At 34.0% G+C, this 20,490-nt stretch carries 18 protein-coding genes and 1 tRNA gene; 17 read left to right on the forward strand and 2 right to left on the reverse strand.

What is annotated here, in order from left to right:
* Positions 1 to 105: 105 nt before the first annotated feature.
* Positions 106 to 363, reverse strand: a complete 258-nt coding sequence (gene rpsN / locus H1A07_RS00885; protein ID WP_057718116.1) for a 30S ribosomal protein S14 — start codon at positions 361 to 363, stop codon at positions 106 to 108.
* Between the two features lie 181 nt (positions 364 to 544).
* On the opposite strand from rpsN, the gene H1A07_RS00890 reads away from it, so the two are divergent.
* On the forward strand, positions 545 to 982 hold the full coding sequence (locus H1A07_RS00890; RefSeq protein ID WP_057718115.1) for a GtrA family protein: 438 nt from the start codon (positions 545 to 547) through the stop codon (positions 980 to 982).
* 19 nt (positions 983 to 1,001) lie between these two features.
* On the forward strand, positions 1,002 to 1,934 hold the full coding sequence (locus H1A07_RS00895) for a glycosyltransferase family 2 protein (protein WP_057718114.1): 933 nt from the start codon (positions 1,002 to 1,004) through the stop codon (positions 1,932 to 1,934).
* Between the two features lie 164 nt (positions 1,935 to 2,098).
* On the opposite strand, the gene H1A07_RS00900 is transcribed toward H1A07_RS00895, so the two are convergent.
* Positions 2,099 to 2,890, reverse strand: coding sequence for an MFS transporter (locus H1A07_RS00900; RefSeq protein WP_244974147.1), 792 nt, complete (start codon positions 2,888 to 2,890; stop codon positions 2,099 to 2,101).
* Positions 2,891 to 3,150: 260 nt separating this feature from the next.
* On the opposite strand from H1A07_RS00900, the gene H1A07_RS00905 reads away from it, so the two are divergent.
* From H1A07_RS00905 to H1A07_RS00975, 15 genes are all read left to right on the forward strand, one after another.
* Complete coding sequence (locus H1A07_RS00905) at positions 3,151 to 3,864, forward strand: hypothetical protein (RefSeq protein ID WP_210145099.1); 714 nt, start codon at positions 3,151 to 3,153, stop codon at positions 3,862 to 3,864.
* 71 nt (positions 3,865 to 3,935) lie between these two features.
* Positions 3,936 to 4,799: a GRP family sugar transporter gene (locus H1A07_RS00910; protein ID WP_057718110.1), complete on the forward strand. Its 864-nt coding sequence runs from the start codon at positions 3,936 to 3,938 to the stop codon at positions 4,797 to 4,799.
* A 284-nt stretch (positions 4,800 to 5,083) separates the two neighbouring features.
* On the forward strand, positions 5,084 to 5,965 hold the full coding sequence (locus H1A07_RS00915) for an aldose 1-epimerase family protein (RefSeq protein WP_210145100.1): 882 nt from the start codon (positions 5,084 to 5,086) through the stop codon (positions 5,963 to 5,965).
* Positions 5,966 to 6,094: 129 nt separating this feature from the next.
* A complete protein-coding gene (locus tag H1A07_RS00920; protein WP_210145101.1) occupies positions 6,095 to 7,204 on the forward strand; it encodes an LCP family glycopolymer transferase in 1,110 nt (369 codons plus the stop codon).
* Entirely contained in the window at positions 7,204 to 7,824 is a 621-nt protein-coding gene (locus H1A07_RS00925; RefSeq protein ID WP_094503360.1) for a glycerol-3-phosphate acyltransferase, read from the forward strand. The genes H1A07_RS00920 and H1A07_RS00925 overlap by 1 nt, the downstream gene beginning before the upstream one ends.
* Positions 7,821 to 10,754, forward strand: a complete 2,934-nt coding sequence (locus tag H1A07_RS00930; protein WP_210145102.1) for an LTA synthase family protein — start codon at positions 7,821 to 7,823, stop codon at positions 10,752 to 10,754. Before H1A07_RS00925 ends, H1A07_RS00930 begins: the two co-directional genes overlap by 4 nt.
* A gap of 257 nt (positions 10,755 to 11,011) precedes the next feature.
* Complete coding sequence (gene tyrS / locus H1A07_RS00935) at positions 11,012 to 12,274, forward strand: tyrosine--tRNA ligase (RefSeq protein WP_210145103.1); 1,263 nt, start codon at positions 11,012 to 11,014, stop codon at positions 12,272 to 12,274.
* A gap of 80 nt (positions 12,275 to 12,354) precedes the next feature.
* A tRNA-Thr gene (locus tag H1A07_RS00940) sits at positions 12,355 to 12,427 on the forward strand.
* 122 nt (positions 12,428 to 12,549) lie between these two features.
* On the forward strand, positions 12,550 to 13,863 hold the full coding sequence (locus H1A07_RS00945; RefSeq protein WP_210145104.1) for a C1 family peptidase: 1,314 nt from the start codon (positions 12,550 to 12,552) through the stop codon (positions 13,861 to 13,863).
* A 210-nt stretch (positions 13,864 to 14,073) separates the two neighbouring features.
* Positions 14,074 to 15,702 carry a peptide ABC transporter substrate-binding protein gene (locus H1A07_RS00950; protein ID WP_210145105.1) on the forward strand — a complete coding sequence of 543 codons (1,629 nt, stop codon included), beginning with the start codon at positions 14,074 to 14,076 and terminating at the stop codon, positions 15,700 to 15,702.
* Positions 15,703 to 15,791: 89 nt separating this feature from the next.
* Positions 15,792 to 16,721 (forward strand): oligopeptide ABC transporter permease, encoded by a 930-nt coding sequence (opp3b, locus tag H1A07_RS00955; RefSeq protein WP_057718102.1) that lies wholly within the window; start codon positions 15,792 to 15,794, stop codon positions 16,719 to 16,721.
* 3 nt (positions 16,722 to 16,724) lie between these two features.
* Positions 16,725 to 17,753 carry an ABC transporter permease gene (locus H1A07_RS00960; RefSeq protein WP_094496056.1) on the forward strand — a complete coding sequence of 343 codons (1,029 nt, stop codon included), beginning with the start codon at positions 16,725 to 16,727 and terminating at the stop codon, positions 17,751 to 17,753.
* A 5-nt stretch (positions 17,754 to 17,758) separates the two neighbouring features.
* Entirely contained in the window at positions 17,759 to 18,793 is a 1,035-nt protein-coding gene (locus H1A07_RS00965; protein ID WP_094517068.1) for an ABC transporter ATP-binding protein, read from the forward strand.
* A 16-nt stretch (positions 18,794 to 18,809) separates the two neighbouring features.
* A complete protein-coding gene (locus tag H1A07_RS00970; protein WP_210145106.1) occupies positions 18,810 to 19,748 on the forward strand; it encodes an ABC transporter ATP-binding protein in 939 nt (312 codons plus the stop codon).
* Positions 19,749 to 19,830: 82 nt separating this feature from the next.
* Positions 19,831 to 20,484, forward strand: coding sequence for an HD domain-containing protein (locus tag H1A07_RS00975; protein WP_210145107.1), 654 nt, complete (start codon positions 19,831 to 19,833; stop codon positions 20,482 to 20,484).
* Positions 20,485 to 20,490: the final 6 nt, after the last annotated feature.

Raw genomic sequence — 20,490 nt, forward strand, 5'->3', positions numbered from 1 at the left:
TTTTTTGTAAATCAAAAAAGACCTTCCAAGGGGAAGGTCTTTAAGTGTGACTAATTATGTTTGTATATTTAAGTTTTGATTTAACTAAGGTCTAGTTTTATAATTTTACCAACTAGCCTTGCGCACTCCAGGAAGTTGCCCCTTGTGTGCTAATTCTTTGAAGCGTAAGCGTGACATTCCGAACTTACGCATATAACCATGTGGTCTACCATCATGTAAATCACGGTTGTGGTAATGGGTCGGATGAGCATCAAGCGGTAATTTAGCTAATGCTTCTACGTTGCCAGCTTCTTTTAATTCATAGTATTTTTTGATTAATTCACGCTGCTTAGCAGCCTTAACAATTTTTGATTTTTTTGCCATATATCTTTCCTTTCGAATATAAAATAAGACAATTAAAATATAAAAATAAGTATTAACGAATTTGAGCTAACTTAAAGTAAGTATATTGTATTAAATTATTAATAATTTGTCAAAAAGAAAGTATTTTTAAAAAAATTAGTTTAAAATAAGTGATGATTGATTAAAGAAGGGAAAAGAAGCCGTGGGTATTTTTAAAAGAATACTTCATAATGAAGACTTGCGACAGCTAATAATTTATGTATTAATTGGTGTATTAGGATTAGGGGTTGATTTTGGAATTTTTGCCATTCTGACTCACTTTAAGATGCAAGTCGAAGTAGCTAATTTTATTTCATCATCTTGTGGGTTAATCAACAACTTTTTCTGGAATAGTTTTCTTAACTTTAAGGTTCACGATAAATTGCTTGTAAGATTTATTTCTTACTATTTAGTTGGACAGATTACAACTTTATTTACAACAGTCTGCCTATTTATTTTTGTAACTAAGCTTGGTTATAATCAATTGATTGTAAAGGCAGTCTCTACATTTATCGCTACCTTGATTCAATTTGTAATTAATAAATTACTAACATTTAGAAAAATAAAAACTACTAAATCAAAAGTAGACGTTAGAAAGTAAGAAGAAAGCCTGTTAAAGTATGAAAAAATTATCAATTATAGTTCCTTGTTATAACGAAGAGGAATCTGTACCACTTTTTTATCCAGCAGTGAATAAAGTAATGGATACAATTCCAGACTTGGAACCAGAATATTGGTTCATTAACGATGGATCAAAGGATAATACTCTAAAAGAAATTAAAGAACTACGCAAGAAGGATCCGGAGCATGTTCACTTTGTTTCTTTTTCAAGAAATTTTGGTAAGGAATCTGCTCTTTATGCTGGTCTTCAAGCAGCTACTGGAGATTACATAGTTGTAATGGATGTTGATTTACAAGATCCACCTAAGTTTTTACCACAAATGTATGATTTGATTAAGACAGGCGAATATGACTGTATCGGAACACGTCGTGTAGATCGTACAGGAGAAGCTAAATTTAAGTCGTTCCTGAGTGATATGTTCTATAAGGTAGTTAATAAGATCTCCGATACAGAAATCGTTCCTGGCGCTCGTGACTATCGGATGATGACTCGTCAAATGGTAAATGCTGTTTTAGATATGCCTGAATACAACCGATTTTCAAAAGGAATTTTCTCTTGGGTTGGTTTTAAGACCAAGTATTTAGATTACCACAATGTTGAACGTGTAGCTGGTGAAAGTGATTGGAATACTTGGAAGTTATTTAAATATGCAATGGATGGGATTGCAGACTTTTCACAAGCTCCGCTTAACTTAGCTGTTTGGATTGGTACAGGATCGTTTGTTTTATCAATTATTGGCTTAATAGTTGTGATTATACGCAGAATACTTTACCCAGGCTCAAGTATTTTTGGTTGGGCTTCGATGGTATGCGTAATTCTTCTGCTTGGTGGTTTACAATTACTCTGCATTGGTATTTTAGGTAAGTATATCGGCCGAGTATATATTCAAGTAAAGAATCGGCCAATCTATATTATTAAAGAGAAAAAATAAAATAGATCAAAAAATACCGAGATTCAATTACGAATCTCGGTATTTTTATATGGCTAAAATTTTTAAATGAGGATTAATTGTTTCTGTCTGCTTTAATTGTAAGACTTAATAAAAAGCCGATAACGATTAAGATTAAAGTAAAGTAGAAGCCGTAGTGAGCACCGTTAGTAAAACGCACTGCGCTCACCCCTCTTTTTACTCATTCGTTGACCCATGGCTAATAAAATAGTTGCAATCGCAGTTGCAACGGCACCAACGATTTGTTGCAAAGTGTTAATGATAGTTGAGCTGTCGGCAGAAGCTGGACCTTGAATAACATTCAAAGCGTAAGTTTGTGATGGTGACATTGCTAAAGGACAACCAATCATTAGAATAATTTGAGACAAAATAATGTACCAAACGGGAGCAGATGGAGTAGCTAAGGCTAACATTAAAGCCCCAATAAAAGCAATGATAAAACTTAGAACTGCTGGTCTTTTAGCACATTGACTATCATAAATTCTACCAGCTAAAGCAGAAGTGATTGCATTAATAAGTCCACCAGTAGGCATAATAATTCCTGTTAAGGCTACTGCCAATGAAAGACCTTTTTGAATAAATTGTGGTAATAGATATATCGCAGATAAAATGATCCCAAAGTCAACTATTACCAAAAGTGCGCCAGTTCTAAATTGGGTAATTGAAAAGATTTTTAGATTTAAAACTGGATTTTTCAAATTAAGTTGACGATGAACATAAAATACAAGTACGACAATAGCCAAAACAAATAGCACAATAACAAGTGGTGAAGTTAAACCGATGTCAGAAGCAAGACTAACACTAGCAACTAAACTGGCAAAACCTATAACTGATTCAATAATTGAAAGGTAGTCAATATGTGGTCTAGTAATCTTAGTAGTATTTTTTAATGAAGTAAAAGCAAAAATAAGTGCAACTACTAGGAATGGAACAAACATCCAAAAAATCCAGTTCCAAGATAATTAACATATAACCAGTAACTAGCCACTGAATAGTACCTGTACCTACATGAAAAGCGGTTATTAATTGTGGTAGAACAATGTTTAATGTATTTCTTCCAAAAAAATATTCCTCCTTAAGTAAATAGTGAAAAATTGCATCATTGATCATACTAACAGAAAAAAATTTTTTCTCGTAAGTAATTTTTTGAAGATTCAAAAATAGAAAAGTGGGATAATTTGAACAAGGGAGAAGTTATATGAAAAAAATTAGTCAAAATACATGGATAAAAATTGCTTTATCCATTTTAGGAATTTTAGATGCACTTTTGGTCTATCTGCCTAATTATGCAGCTGTTGATCAAGGACTTAAGGGAAGATGTGCCATCTTTTTTATTATTGCTGTAGTCTTACTTTGGTTACCAATGGAGTTGAAAAGTAGTATTTTTGCTTTGAATTTCTATTATGAATTAGGATTGATTTTAATTATTATCTTTTTGATGACTAATCAAATGGCAATGAAATTTACTATTGGTCTAGTTCTTGCTTTACTACTTTTAACTTGGATTGGAATGGTGATTTTTAAAAATAATCTGGTAATGAAATATAAAGATAGGGAACTATTGATTATCAGATTAGTAATGATGCTTGTTTTAGCATATTTAGCCTATATTAGTGGCTTTGCTGCTTTGATGGGAGCAGAGATCTTTACCGTGCAAGGACAGACTTGGCTATTGGTTTTAGGCTTTTTACTGTGTGTATATTATCTTGTTTTAGCCGGTAGTATTTGGCAGCCATGGTTTAGAAGATGGACTTCATGGATTATGGTTTTAGTAGCAATTGTCCTCCATATGGTCTTTGCTAGTGCAACATCATTGAATATTATTTTTCTACCTTTAATTGGTGAAGTTATTCTGTTAATTTTAGTTTGGCGAAGTAATCGAATTTTAATGACAAAGAAAAGGATTTCATAATTAGCTCTTGTCAGATTGTATCGATCCTTGATAGAATTAATTGTTTAAAAGTTTAGGAGAGATACAAAATTATGAAATATGTTTATTTGTTTTTACCAGCAATTGGCTGGGGACTTATGCCTCTAGTTATTGCTAGTGTGAAGAATAGTACAGTTTATAATCAGATTGTCGGTACTGTTGCAGCTTCATTTATTTTTGGAGCAATTGTAATGGCAATTATGCATCCGGCAATGAGTTGGTCCCTATTTCTGCTTTCTGCATTAGGAGGCGCTTGCTGGGTAATTGGTCAAGTTGGTCAATATATTTCTTATGAAAGAATTGGTGTTTCTGAAACTATGCCAATTTCAACCGGTTTGCAGTTAATTGGTGTGCCTCTTGTCGGTGTGCTCGCTTTTGGTGAATGGAGCAGTCCACAAGCTAAGCTATATGGTTTTATTGGAATTCTTGTTTTGATCGTTGGAGTTGTTTTGACTTCATTGACTGATCGCGGAACAAGCGAAGGAAACAAGTCTAACCAAGTAAGTACTATTATTTTGCTTGTACTTACTTCGCTTGGATACATTACTTCAAGCTCTATTCCAAAGGCTTTACATGGAAGCAGTATTTCAATCTTCTTTGGTCAAACCCTTGGTATGTTAGTAGCCGTATTTATTTATACATTAGTTACTAAGAATTTACATGTTTGGAAAGAAAAATCTACAGTTCAAAGTGGTGGAGCAGGTATTCTTTATGCAATTGCTGCACTAGCTTATATTCTTTCTGTTCAAGATAACGGAGTTAACATGGCTTTCGTTATTTCACAACTTTGTGTAGTGATTTCTACTTTAGGTGGCTTGATTTTCTTACACGAAAAGAAAACTCGCAACGGCTTGATTTTTACCATTGCAGGCCTAATTTTAATTATTGGCGGTGCAATGTTAACTACATTATTCTAAGGAATAAAAAAGGCATCCCACGTCTGGGATGCCCTTTTTTTGTATCAACTTGTCCTAATTCTTAAATCATTTTTAGTATTAGAACACTTTTAATTGTATTAGAACCAAATTAAAAGTCAAGTTAAATATAATCATGTGCTATAAAGAATTTCTCAAGTTATATAACAAATAAAGAAATAATAAATTCAATAATAAACTATATATTATCGCTTACAGTTGACATATTGAGTATGGCGTGATATTTTCAAAATGGGATTGGTCGAAATTGTTTAGGAGGACAATGGATGCTAGCAATTGAAAACAACCAGTTAAAGGTTGAAATTAATGAGATCGGTGCTCAACTTACTCATGTAGTTGATAAGACTACTAATGCCGACTATATTTGGAATGGGAGCGAATGGGAAAAACATGCTCCAATTCTTTTTCCGGCAATCGGAAAATCAAATGACGATAAGTATATTTTAAATGGAAAAATATATGAAATGAAGCAACATGGCTTTGCTCGTGATTATCCATGGACAGTAGTTGACAAGGGAGACGATCGAGTAAGTCTGACTTTAACTGAAAATGAAGAGACTCTAGCTGTTTATCCATTTCATTTTAGTTTAATGGTTACCTATACGTTAGAAGCTAATCAATTAAAGATAGAATTTTTAGTTAAAAATAATTCAGAAGAAACGATGCCATTTGGACTTGGTTTTCACCCAGGCTTTAATGTGCCAATAGCTGGAGATGAATTGGAATTTTCAGACTATGAGTTAACTTTAAGTCCAGAAGTGACAGAATTAACTCAGTTTCAAATTGATCCAATTCCATTTAGAAATGGGAAGGTTATTCCAGTACCTAATGCACAAAAGGGAACTTTGCCACTATCGTATGCGGAATTTGATAATGGGTTGATCATTATTAATAATCCAGGTTTAACTAGTGTTGAGTTAAGTAGTGCAAAATCAGAACATAAAATTTCTTTAACGTTGGAAGATTTTCCATATATAGCGCTATGGACCATGACTGATCCAGAAGCTAAGTTTTTATGCATGGGGCCGTTTGCTGGTTTACCTGATATCAAGAGTGATGAATTGACAGATTGGATGAAAAAAGAGGGGAATAATCCCTTAGCACCAAATGAAAGTTCTCACTTCTCAACTACAATTACTTTAGAATAAATATTAAAGAGGAAAGCAATTTAAGTTTTCCTCTTTTTTACTAATTAGTTAAGATTTGGCATAATAGACTTTTAAGAGTGTAATTTTGCTATAATATCCTTGTTTTAAGAAAGTTTGAGAAAGAATATTATGGATAAAAAGCCCAAAGAACCGGTTCTCTCAAGAATTGAGATGAACAAGGAAAAACATAATAAGAAAAAGCCAATCTATATCATTGTTACAGTTATTTTAGTGATAGTTTTAGGATTTGGAGTTTACGCAGGTTCAGTATATCTTAAGGCTAAAAATGCGTTTGATAAAACTTATGATCCCAAAACAGCTGTAAAACAAGATAGCTTTTCTGGTAAAGAGCCATTCAACATTCTCTTATTAGGAACTGATACAGGAGCCTTTGGCAGAAAAGAAGTTCGTGGTAATTCTGATACGATGATCTTAATGACTGTTAATCCAGCCAAGAAGAAATTATCTTTAATGTCTATTCCGCGTGATACAATGGCGCGTATGATTGGAACTGAAAACTTTAGTGTTCATAAAATTAATGCCGCTTATAATATTGGTGGTGCGAAGATGGCGATGAATACTACCAGTAAAGTTCTTAATGTGCCGATTAAATATTATATTTCAATGAATATGGGCGGAATGAGAAAGATTGTTGATGGTGTAGGTGGCGTTACAGTTACTCCGCCATTAACTTTTACTTACGATGGCTATATTTTTACTAAAGGAAAAACAGTCCATTTAAATGGTAGTCAAGCATTGGCTTACTCGAGAATGCGTTATGATGATCCTCGAGGAGATTATGGTAGACAGTTGCGTCAGCGTGAAGTTATCATGTCTGTTTTAGATCATGCAATGTCAGTTAATACTCTAAAGAATTTAAATTCAATTTTAAGTTCTCTTTCTACTAGTTTAAGAACTAATTTAACCTTTAATTCATTAGTTAAAATTGGAAAGAACTACCGTAGTTCAGCAAAGAATATGTCTAGTGATTACATGCATGGTGTAGGAGCCATGATTGGAGACGCTTCATATCAGGTTATGTCTGATCGTGAGTTGCAAAGAGTTTCCAATATTGTACGAAATGATCTTGGCTTAGATTCAATGGATATTGATAATAATGAAACTTATCAAAATTCAATGAATTCTCAATTTGATTGGACTACTGGTAGTTCTAATCAGGTATACTACATATATGATCCTTACACAGATGAATTATGGAACGGAGATCGTGCTTATTAATGAATGAATTAATTTCACTAGTAATAGGATATTTCCTCGGAAATATCCTTTTTGCTATGATTGTTACAAAAATATTTTTACATAAAGATCCAACAAAATATGGCTCAGGAAATCCTGGAACTGCCAATGTGGGAGCAGTCTTTGGTAAAAAATGGGGCATTTTAACTTGTATTGGAGACTTAGCAAAGACTTTAGTAGCTTTATTAATTGTTTATTTTATTTATCATGGTAATCGCTTGGATTTATCTTTTGCCGGTTTAGGGGTGGTTTTAGGCCATTCTTTTCCATTTTGGAATCACTTTAAAGGTGGAAAGGGAGTAGCTGTAACTGCTTTATGGATTGTGTTCTTTGATTGGAGAGCAGGACTAATTGCGCTATTAATTGGCTTGTTTTTAGTCATTATTATGAAGAATCTTACAATTCCACCATTAGTATATATGCTTGGATTCAGTATTTTTACTTGGGTTAATTTTGGTTGGAAACAAGGACTAATATTTTTAATTGCTACATTAATTATGATCTTCCAATTCCGAAAAGATATTGTTGATTTCTTCACTGGCCATGGAAAACGCGTAGATGTATTAGTAACAATCAAGAAAAAGTTAGGGATATACAAATGAAGTCAACGTTAAGAAAAACAATCCAGTGGATTTTGCTCATTGGTTTGTTGCTGGGAGTACTAATTCAAACTTTGGGATTCTGGAACTATAATCCAACTGAAGTTTCTACTAAGACACGGATTGGCATGGTTATTAGCATAGTTCAACTTATTGTGATGGTTTGGTATGGGATGAGCTATGGTAATAAAGAATACACATTTAAGGAAGCAGTTAAGAACTGGCTGGAAGGTGTAATTACTCTTATTATTTTCTATCTTGTTTTTGTTATTTCTTTACCACAGTTTTTCTCTGCTTGGAATTTATGGGGTATCTTTTTTCCAGTTTTAACAAGTACATCGGCTTTATTTAGTGGAATTATCATTTCACTTTTCTTTCAACCCTTTATCTTTAGATTGCAAGAAAAGTTAAATGCTAAGCAGAATGTGTTGTTATTAACTACCATTACACTTTTAATTTTTACTTTAAGCGCTGGAAACTCGCTTTTAACTAGCTATAGTATTTTTGGCTTATACTTAGTTTTACCCTTTGCTTGGGGAATGCTTATTAGTAAAGTGAAAATTAGTAGTAAATGTCTCTTGGGCTTAACTGTTTTAAGTGTCATATTACTTCCGGTGATTTATTATGCAACGATCGCTTTAATGCCAGTTCAAACACCACAAGCAGTTTTATTTACGCAAATGAATATGGCCTGGAATACAAGCATGCTTATGAGTCCTTCATCTCCATTATTGTTTGTAATTGTAATTACAGGTGCATTACTTTTTAGAAGATGGATGTCGGAAATTTCACATCAAACTATTTCAATTTTGATTCCAGCAATCATTTTTGGAACAACTGCGTATGGAATGACTTTGTGGAAGGAAAAATTACAACTTGTTTTAGCTCCTGTTAGTAAAAAAGTTACGATCTTATTGATCCTGGCTTTATTAGTAGCAAGCTTCATTATTAATTTTGTTTTTAATAACTTTGTTCTTTCAAATAAGCATGTTCAACGATTTTTAAATAAGTTTATTGGTAGAAATTTAAAAGATAGTCTTAATCTTTTACAAGAAGGCATTAATTTTATTAAAAGACATCTGCATATAATATGTCTTTTTGCTTATTTCATGGTTGTAACTATCATTGGTTTCTTTACCTTTAAGAGTAATTTAAATGTCACTTTAGTCTATATCTTTACCAATAGATTAGGAACAGTTGTTTTATCAAGCATTTTTCTATTGGCAATTTTTGAAATATTTTATGTAATTACAACTCGTTTTTGGGTAGCAGCAAGCATTCCAACTATTCTTGGTTTGGGAATTGCTATTGGTAATGGTATTAAGATGAATTTAAGAGAAGAGCCAATTTACCCAACTGAAATTAGTGAAATTGTTAATTGGAAAACTTTAATTCCTATGATGGGAGTTAAAAATCTGATCTATATTTTAGTAGGATTCGCACTTTTAATTGTTGTAATTATATTTTTAGAAAAAAAGTATCCAATTAATCTTAAACGTAAAAAGATAAGCTGGATAAAGGTAATCATTAGCTTGTTAATCTTGATTACACCGTTATGGTTTAATGATGAAAATTCACCGATTTATTATATTTCTAAGGGATTTGATAATAATCCTAACTTTAGAAATCCACCGGATAGTACAGGAGCTAATGGCTCAATTCTGACCTTCTTGGACTTTATTAAAGTGCCGATTATGGATAGACCAGCTAATTATTCAGAAAGCGCAGTTAAACAAGTCGTTCAAAAGTATAAGCGTGAATCAACAACTATTAATAAAACAAGAAAAAACAAATTAAGTGATCAAACAATTGTTTTTAATCTTAGTGAAAGTTTTGTAGATCCAAAGGAATTTCCAACTGTTAAAATTTCTAATAGTGTTCGTGATCCTATGAAGTATATCCGTAAGCTCATGACAACAACCACTGCTGGCCATATGCTTAGTGCTGGCTATGGGGGTGGAACAGGAAATATGGAATATGAATCTTTAACTGGATTTAATATGGGCACTTTTTCTACTGCTGTCACGCCATATACACAAATAACTTCTCGTTATAATTTCTATCCAACAATTGGAATGAACTTTAAGTATAGCAGTGCTCTTCATCCATTTAATGGGACGTTTTATGGGCGAATTGATAATTATCGTCGGTTTAGATTTAATAAATTTGCCTACCTAGGATCTAAATATAAGATTTATGATCAAAAAACTATTGGCTCTAACCCATACTTATCCGATGAAACTGCTTATCAAAATGGAATACGCCAGATTAAGAGTCAAAAAGATGGTCAATTTATTAACCTAATCTCAATGCAGAACCATATGCCATATGGCGACTATTATTCATCAAATGAGTATCAAGATAATGTGAGTGGATCTTTGATTGCTGATGAAAATACAAAGAACAGTTTTGCTTCTTATACTAAAGGAGTGGAATATACTGATAAAGCAGTAAAGAAGTTTATTAAGCAAATTGATGAGATTGATAAACCAATTACACTTGTCTTTTATGGTGATCATTACCCAGCGATAATTGATCAGTCTCAATTAGCTAAATATCCTGTAAAACTTCATGCTACGACTTACTTTATTTATTCAAATAAATATGCTCGTGAACATGGAGCAAAGAGTAAGATTAAGCCTGATAAATATATTTCAACTAGTTCATTTATTCCGATGGCACTAGATCAAACTAATTCTAAAGTCACGGCATACCAGGCCTTACTTACCCGCATCTATAAAGAGTTACCCGCAATAACTATTAATTATAGTGGTGAGGATGGTTTTGAATTAGTTGACCAAAATGGTAAGAAAGTTTCTGAAAATAAGTTGACTAAGAAGCAAAAAGAACTACTTAAAGACTATCAGTTAATTCAATATGATATGTCCGCTGGTAAGGGATATAGCCTAGATATTAAAGGATTTTATAAATAATAGTTGACTAAAATGTTATTCTCCCTTATTATCGTAGGTAAATGAGAGTAGCTACTTAATTCAGTGTTCAGAGAACTAGCGGTTAGTGTGAGCTAGGCAGGTTAAGCAGGCGAAGTACGGATGGGGTAGTTTCCTTATCAACTGAACTTAAGGCGCGTTAAGCGCAAACGTGGGTGGTACCACGGCTAATGAAGTAATTTAGTCGTCCCTAGATTTCGAGAGAAATTTAGGGACGTTTTTTGTTAGGAGAAAAAATTATGGCAAAATTTGACATTTTAGAAGATTTAAAATGGCGCGGTGCTATTAATCAAGAAACTGATGAAGAAGGCTTGCGTAAATACTTAGCAGAGCACGATGATTTAGCTCTTTACTGCGGAACTGATCCAACTGGAGATTCACTTCATATTGGGCACTTGATTCCATTTATGATTTTAAAAAGATTTCAAATGGCTGGTTATCATCCCGTAATTTTAATTGGTGGGGGCACTGGTTCAATTGGTGATCCGTCTGGTAGAAAGACTGAACGTGTTCTTCAAACTGCTGAGCAAGTTAAACACAATGAAGAGAAATTGACTGTTCAAATGAAGAAGCTATTTGGTACTGAAAACTTTGAAATTAAAAATAATGCAGAGTGGCTTGGTAAACTTAACTTAATTGATTTCTTGCGTGATTATGGTAAGTTTTTCCAAGTTAACAACATGATTAATAAGGATGTTGTTGCTAGTCGTTTGGAAAATGGTATTTCATTCACTGAATTTACTTACCAAATTTTACAAGCTATTGACTTCTATCACTTAAACAAAGACAATGGTGTTCAACTTCAAATTGGTGGTTCTGATCAATGGGGCAATATTACTGCTGGTATTGATTTGATTCACAAGCTTGAAGGTCAAGATCGTCCAGCATTTGGTTTAACCATTCCATTGATGCTTAAAGCTGATGGTACTAAGTTTGGTAAATCTGCTGGTGGTGCTGTATGGCTTGATCCTGAAAAGACGAGTCCTTACGAATTCTACCAATTCTGGATTAACCAAGACGATCGTGATGTTGTGAAATACCTTAAGTACTTTACTTTCTTATCTCGTGAAGAAATCGAAGACTTGGCTGAAAAGACTGAAAAAGAACCTTGGAAGCGAGCAGCTCAAAAGAGATTAGCTGAAGAAGTAACTAAGTTTGTTCATGGCGAAGAAGGCTTGAAAGAAGCTCAAATGATTACTGAAGCCCTATTCTCAGGTAACGTTAAGAGCTTGTCTGTGCCTCAAATTGAACAAGCTTTGAAGAACGCTCCAAGTGCTGAAGCAACCCACGAAGCTAAGAATATCGTTGAATTTTTGGTTGAAACTAAGATTGAACCATCTAAGCGTCAAGCACGTGAAGATGTTAAGAACGGCGCTATTTACGTAAATGGTGAACGTCAAAATGATATTGACTTCATTATTGAACCTGATAATGATTTTGATGGTAAGTACGTAATTATCCGTAAAGGTAAGAGAAAGTACACTTTGGTTAAAATTAAATAGTTATTAAAAAGAGAAGACGAGGAGCGCTGGAGGCACTCCTCGTCTTTTTTGTTATAATTAGATGTGGATTAAAATGGTTTGCCGTTTTAGCTCAGGAGGTAGAGCACCGCCGTGGTAAGGAGGAGGTCCCCAGTTCAAATCTGGGAAACGGCTTAGTTATTGAAAATAAAGCTTTGGACAGCCAAAAAGTAAATGATACATTAAGGGATGGTCAAAACGACTGTCCCTTTTTATAATGGAAATAAAACATTGTAATTTATGAAAGAAGAATTAATATGGCACATGAACTTACACTAGATGAAATTGCAAAATTTCAACAAGATTATCAACAAAATAAGCAAAATAAAATTGCAGAGTTAGCTGTTGTGAATAACGGTGTGCAAAAGGCAAGTTTCAATAGTGAAGGAATTCGTGATTTAAATCGCACTTTCTCAATTGAAATCCCCACTGATAATGTGACTGATCAAAAACAATCAGGTCGTTGCTGGCTATTTGCTGCGTTAAATGTATTACGTCACAAGTTTGCTAAGCAATATCATGCAAAGAACTTTACTTTTTCACAAAGCTACCTCTTCTTCTGGGATCGAATTGAAAGAGCAAATATTTTCTTCAATCATATCTTAGAAACTGCGGATAAACCTGTGGATGATCGAACTGTGCATTTTTACTTGCAAGCACCAGATACTGATGGTGGGCAATGGCATATGGCTATTTCTTTGATTAGAAAGTATGGTTTGGTGCCAACTTATGCACAAGATGAGAGTTTTACCGCAAATAATACAGCAGCATTTAACCAAGCCTTGAACATGAAATTACGTGAAGATGGTTTGATCTTACGTAAACTAGCACAAGAAGGCAAAAGTGATGAAATTGAACAAAAACGTCAAGCATTTTTAAGTGAAGTTTACCGCATGGCTGTGATCGCCTTTGGACAACCTGTGCAAAAGTTTGATTTAGAATTTAAAGATGATGATGGAAAGTACAAGTTAGATCAAAATCTTAGTCCGTTAGACTTTTTCCACAATTATTTTGAAGATGATTTGGATGATTATGTTGTCCTCTTTAACGCGCCAGACCATGAATATGACAAACTTTATGCATTTCCATTTGAGGATAATGTTGAAGGCGGAAGTCCAATTAGATTTTTGAATACGAAGATTGAAAACCTTAAGGAAGCCGCAATTAAGCAACTAAAAGATGGGGAAACAATCTGGTTTGGTTGTGATGTTGGTAAGCAAAGTGATCGCCAAAAGGGAATTTTAGCTGCTGATTTATATGAAACAGATACTATTTTTAATATTGAAACTAATTTAAGTAAGAAAGAGCGTCTTGAAACTGGGGCTAGTGGCTCTACTCATGCGATGACTTTTGTTGGTGTAGATGTTGTGGATAATCAGCCACGTCAATGGAAAGTTGAAAACTCTTGGGGAACCAAAGTTGGTGAAAAAGGTTACTTTGTAATGGATGACAAGTGGTTTGATGAATACCTCTTTAAGGTAGTAGTTAAGAAGCAATACCTATCAGAGAAACTAGTGAAAATTGCTGAAGGCGAAGCAACTCCTGTTCCTTGCTGGGATTCAATGGCTTAATTAAATTATAAATTATGTACAGAATACTAATAATTACTGCTTAGCTGATAATTATTAGTATTTTTTTGTATATAAGTATTTGTTTACAAAATTTAATTTATATAAATATAATTTTAATTTTTTACTAAAAATATCTTTACTTTCTTATTTAAATAGTGTTTAATAAAGTTCATCTTAATTTAATGTATTTTATTTTTTGGAGGGGACAATATGAAAGTTAAGAAGATATTTGCGGCTGTTTCTACGGCTGCCCTTGCCGCTGTTGCCCTAACTGCTTGTGGTAAGAAAGATAATAGCTCTTCAGGTGACCAAGCATTAACTTGGATGGAAAAAACTGAACTTCAAACTATGGATATTTCTAAAGCCACAGATGAAACGAGTTTTAATCAATTAAATAATGTTTATGAAGGTCTTTATCGTTTAGGAAAGAATTCAAAAGTTGAAAATGCTTTAGCAACTAAGACTGTTGAAAGTAAAGACGGAAAGAATTGGACTTTCACTTTACGTAAAGGTGCAAAATGGTCAAATGGTGATCCTGTAACTGCGAAAGATTTTGTTTATTCTTGGCAAAGAACAGTTGATCCAAAGACTGGTTCTCAATATACTTCTCTATTTTCTGGAATTGAAAATGCTGACGAAATTACTAAAGGAAAGAAGTCTCCAAGTACTTTAGGTATTAAAGCAGTAGGAGATTACAAATTAGAAGTTAAATTGGAACACCGTATTCCATACTTTAAGTTGTTAATGGGATTCCCACTATTCTTCCCTCAAAATCAAAAGACTGTTGAAAAGTCTGGTAGCAATTACGGAACTGCTTCTAAGTATCAAGTTTATAATGGTCCCTTTGTTCAAAAAGGCTGGACTGGTTCTAACTTGAAGTGGGAGTTAGTTAAGAATGATTCGTACTGGGACAAGAAGGATGTTAAGCTTAAGAGTATTGATTACTCAATTCAGAAGACACCTACTACTGCTTACAACCTATATCAATCCGGTAAGTTAGATGCAGCTGTTTTAGATGCACAAGGCACTAAGCAATTAAAGAATCAAACTGGTTACACTATTCGAAAGAAAGCAAGTACTCAATACTTAAGCTACAATATGGCTAAGAGACCAGAATTTAAGAATGCTAAGTTACGCCAAGCTATTTCAATGGCTGTTGATCGTCCAGCTTTAGCAAATGCATTAGGTGGAGCTAACCAAGTAGCTAAGACTTTAACTGCACCAGGTATTGTAGACATTAAAGGAAAAGACTATGTTGACTACGTAGAAACTCCTAAGTCAGAAGCTTACATGAAACATGATGCTAAGAAGGCACGTGAATTATATAAAGAAGCCCTTAAGGAACTTGGAAAGACTAGTTTAACTTTCAACTTGCTTGGCTACGATGACGATGCAAGTAAGAAAGCAACAGAAACTCTTCAAAGTCAATTAGAAGATACATTGAAAGATGTAAATGTTCACGTTCAAAACATTCCTAAGAAGACTGCAATCGACAGAATGGTATCTGGCAACTTTGATGTTTCCTTCTCTGGATGGAGTGGTGACTTCGCAGACCCAATTACTTTCTTAGATCTTCTAACACCTGATAACGCAATGAACTTTGGTAAGTGGGACAATGAAAAATACAACAGCTTACTTGCTGATTCTAAGACTACTGGTGATGTAAACAAGAGAAATCATGACTTAGAAGATGCAGAAAAGATCTTACTTGAAGAACAAGGTGTAAGTCCATTATTCCACCAACAAGAAGCATGGATGGTAAAACCATCAGTTAAGGGAGTTATTTACAATGGTGCTGGTGCATCATACAACTTTAAGCATGCTTATGTTGCAAAATAAGTAGTTAAATGAAAAATCGAAGATTATAAAATCTCCGATTTTTTTATTAAATACAATATTAAAAAGTATGAGTTAATGAAAGGCTAAATATGAGTAAATATATATTAAAACGTGTCTTTTATATGATCTTAACTTTGTTTATTGTGGCAACAGCAACTTTCTTCTTAATGAAAGCTATGCCGGGGTCGCCTTATGCAAATGAAGCTAAAATGACACCAACTCAAATTAAAATTATGAACGAACAATATGGTTTAAATAAGCCCGTCTTTGTTCAATATTTAATTTATTTGGGTGGAATGTTCAAGGGCGATTTCGGTACTTCTTTCCAATATGCTAATCAATCAGTAACTAGTTTGATCTTGCCACGGTTGGCTGTTTCTATGCAATTAGGTTTGCAAGCTATGGTGGTAGGAGTCGTATTTGGAGTTTTGTTAGGAACTTTAGCCGCTGTAAAACAAGGTACTTGGGTTGACTCTACTTCAACAGTTTTGGCAATTATCGGAAGATCAGTACCTAACTTTGTTTTAGCTGTTATCTTGCAATACTATATTGCTTTAAAATTAGGCTGGTTTTCAATTGCTGGTTGGGGTTCATTTTCACAATCTGTTTTGCCAACGATTGCTTTAGCGGTCGCTCCAATGGCTGAAACTGAACGATTTGTAAGAACTAGCATGGTCGATAATATGAATCAGGATTATGTGGAACTTGGACGTGCTAAGGGTTTGAGTCGAATGGAAGTTGTTCGAGGACATGTAATGCGTAATAGTATGATTCCAATTGTAACGTTGCTTGGTCCTTACACCGTAGCGTTGATGACTGGTTCAATGGTTATTGAAAATATTTTTAACATTCCTGGTATTGGTGAGCAATTCGTTAAGTCAATTTTAACTAACGATTATCCAACAATCATGGGTGTAACAATGATTTATTCAATTGGCTTGGTAGTAGTCTTATTAATTACTGATATTATCTACGGCTTAATTGATCCAAGAATTAGATTGCAAGGAAAGGAAGGATAGAGAATGAACGAAGAATTCAATGTAAGTCCTGAAGATTTTAAAAAATTACCTCCAGATGAAGCTCAAGATAATGAAAATATTGCAGGACCATCTTTATCCTTTGGTCAGAGTGTTTGGCTACAATTAAAAAAGAAAAAATCAGCAATTGTTTCAGCTGTAGTCATTATTTTAATGGTTCTTATAGCATTTGGTTCAACGCCATTTATTAATAATAAGACCTTGGTAAAGTCACACCCACAGTATGCAAACTTGCCAGCAAAAGTTCCTGGTATGAGCGCAATTAATGGCTTAAATGGAAAATTAAAGCAGGGAGATAAGTGGGTAAATGTATATGAACAAAATCATATCCCTAAAGATAAGTATTTCTTTGCTGGAACTGATTATTTAGGCAGACCCTTAGGTCAAAGAATCATTTATGGAACAAAAATTTCTTTAATTGTCGCTTTTGTTGCTGCTTTGTTTGACCTAACCATTGGAGTGTTGTATGGAATTGTTTCTGGTTGGAAAGGCGGAGGAGTAGATAATGGAATGCAGCGAATTATCGAAATTATTTCGTCAATTCCTAATTTAGTAATTGTTGTTTTGATGTTGGTTGTTTTAAAACCAGGAATGATGTCAATTATTTTAGCAATTGCCATTTCTTCTTGGACAACAATGGCTCGGCAAATTAGGGCGGAGACATTAACATTAAAGAATCAGGAATATGTTTTAGCTGCCCGTAACTTAGGACAGTCTTCTTGGAAGATTGCGTTAAAACACCTGGTTCCTAATCTTTCAAGTTTAATTATCATCCAAATGATGTACACAATTCCAACTGCTATTTTCTTTGAAGCATTTTTAAGTTTTATCGGTATTGGTATATCTGCTCCTCAAACTTCACTTGGAGTGTTGCTTAATGAAGGGCAAAAGAATTTTCAATTTTTGCCATATCAGATGTGGTTCCCAGCAATTGTGTTATGTGTTTTGATGATTGCCTTTAACTTGTTAGGTGATGGCTTAAGAGATGCATTAGATCCAAAGAGCAGAAGGTAAAAGAAATGACAGAAAAAGTTTTAGACGTAAAAAATTTAAAAATTGATTTCCATACATATGCTGGGGATGTAAAGGCTATTCGTAACGTTTCTTTTCATTTAAACAAGGGAGAAACATTAGCTATTGTAGGTGAATCAGGTTCCGGAAAGTCGGTAACTACACGAACAATAATTGGCTTATTAGCTAAAAACGCTGAAATAGTTGGTGGAGAGATTGATTTTCACGGTAAAAATTTATTGGCAACTAAAGAAAAGGATTGGCGCAAAATTCGGGGAAATGAAATATCGATGATTTTTCAGGATCCAATGACATCCTTAGATCCAACAATGAAGATCGGCCAGCAAATTGCTGAGCCTCTGATTAAACATAAGGGAGTCAGTAAAAAAGAAGCATGGAAAAAAGCTCTTGAAATGATGAAGGCTGTTGGAATTCCAGATGCAGAAAAAAGAATTAATCAATATCCCCATCAATTTTCAGGTGGTATGCGTCAAAGAATTGTGATTGCAATTGCCTTAATTTGTGAACCAGAAATTTTACTTGCTGATGAACCAACAACGGCTTTAGATGTAACAGTTCAAGCAGAAATTTTAGATTTAATGAAAGATTTGCAAAAAAAGATTGGTACATCAATTATTTTTATCACCCATGACTTAGGTGTAGTTGCTGGAATGGCAGATCGAGTAGCAGTAATGTATGCAGGGGAGATTTTAGAATATGGATCTGTTGATGATATTTTCTATAACCCACAACATCCTTATACATGGGGGCTAATCAATTCAATGCCAACTTTAGAAAGCGAAGAATTAGAATCAATTCCAGGAACTCCTCCTAACTTGCTAGATCCTCCTAAAGGAGATCCTTTTGCTCCACGTAACAAGTATGCGATGAAGATTGATGCCGAGAGAAAACCACCTTTCTTTAAGGTTTCTGAGACTCATTATGCTGCTACCTGGTTACTGCATCCGAATGCTCCTAAAGTTGTTCCTCCAGCAGAGATTAGACGTAGACAGAAAAAATTTGCAGAAATGAAAGAAAAATAATAGATAGGAAAAAGCGATGACAGAAAAGAAAAAGATTTTAGAAGTTAAAAACTTAAAGCAATACTTTAAAGTGGGTCGATCAACTGTCAAAGCTGTAGATGATGTCAGTTTTGATATCTATGAAGGTGAAACTTTTGGTTTAGTAGGGGAATCAGGATCAGGTAAGACTACTACTGGACGAAGTATTTTGCATCTTTATGAGCCTACTGACGGAGAAATAATTTTTGAAGGAAAAGATGTTAATAAATTAAAAGGCAAAAAGGAAAAATTGAAATTTCATCGTGATGCACAGATGATTTTTCAAGATCCATACGCATCCTTAAATCCTAGAATGACTGTTGAAGATATTATTGCAGAAGGTCTAGATATTCACCAGCAAATTAAAAATAAAGCTGATAGGGAAAAGCGTGTTATTGAATTATTAAACTTGGTAGGTTTAAGTAAAGAACATGCATCAAGATTTCCGCATGAATTCTCTGGTGGTCAACGTCAAAGAATTGGGATTGCCAGAGCTTTAGCAATTAATCCGAAGTTTATCGTAGCTGATGAACCGATTTCTGCACTAGATGTATCGATTCAGGCGCAGGTAGTTAATCTAATGAAAGAATTACAAGAAAAGAAAAAGTTAACCTACTTGTTCATTGCCCATGATCTTTCAATGGTTAAATTTATTTCTGATCGAATTGGAGTTATGCGGTTTGGAAAGTTGCTTGAAGTAGGAACAGCAGATGAAGTCTATAATCGTCCACTGCATGATTACACTAAGAGTTTAATTTCTGCCGTGCCTATTCCTGATCCAGAAGTTGAACGTAAAAGACAAAGAATACAATATGATGATTCAAAATTTGATCCTCGAAAGCCTCGTTCATTACATGAAATTGAACCGGGACATTTTGTAAGATGTGCTGATGATGAGGTAGACTACTATTTAAAAGCTGCAAAGAGTTACCTGTAAATTAAAGATCTATTGGATAAAATATCTGATAGATCTTTTTCTTGTGTCTGTTAGAATTAAAATATAGAAAAGAGGGTGCAAGATGGATATTGAATTAGTTAAGCAATTTACCAAAAAACAGTTAAAAGGAGAAAAAACAGGCCATGATTACTATCATGGACAAAGAGTAGCAAACTTAGCTACAAAAATGTATCTAAGCGATTATCCTGATGCACATGAAGATAGTAGAGTTGTTGCTATTATTCAGACAGGAAGTTATTTACATGATACGATTGATGAAAAGATTTGCGAGGATCCTAGTAAAGTAATCTCGGAAATTGAAGAGTTACTGCCAAAAATTGGATTTACTGAATTAGAAGCGCAGGATATTTTATTTACAATTCAACATATGTCTTTTTCAGCTAATATTGAGCACCACTATAAGCTGTCCTTGAGTGGACAATATGTACAAGATGCTGACCGAATTGAAAGCTTGGGTGCAATTGGAATTGCGCGGGCTTTTACGTATGGCGGAAAGCATGGTAATAAGATTTATGATCCAGAGATTAAACCGGAAAAATTAGTAAGTCATGATCAATATCGTAACCATGTGGAAACAACTATTAATCACTTCTACGAGAAATTATTTGATTTAGAAGGATTGATGAATACTCCAGCTGCTAAGAAAGAAGCACATCGAAGAACTGAATATATGCGTGAGTTTGTTCAAGAATTTATGGATGAATGGAATGTATAGCTGAAG

Source organism: Lactobacillus taiwanensis (genome assembly GCF_017894345.1).
Taxonomy (GTDB): Bacteria; Bacillota; Bacilli; order Lactobacillales; family Lactobacillaceae; genus Lactobacillus; species Lactobacillus taiwanensis.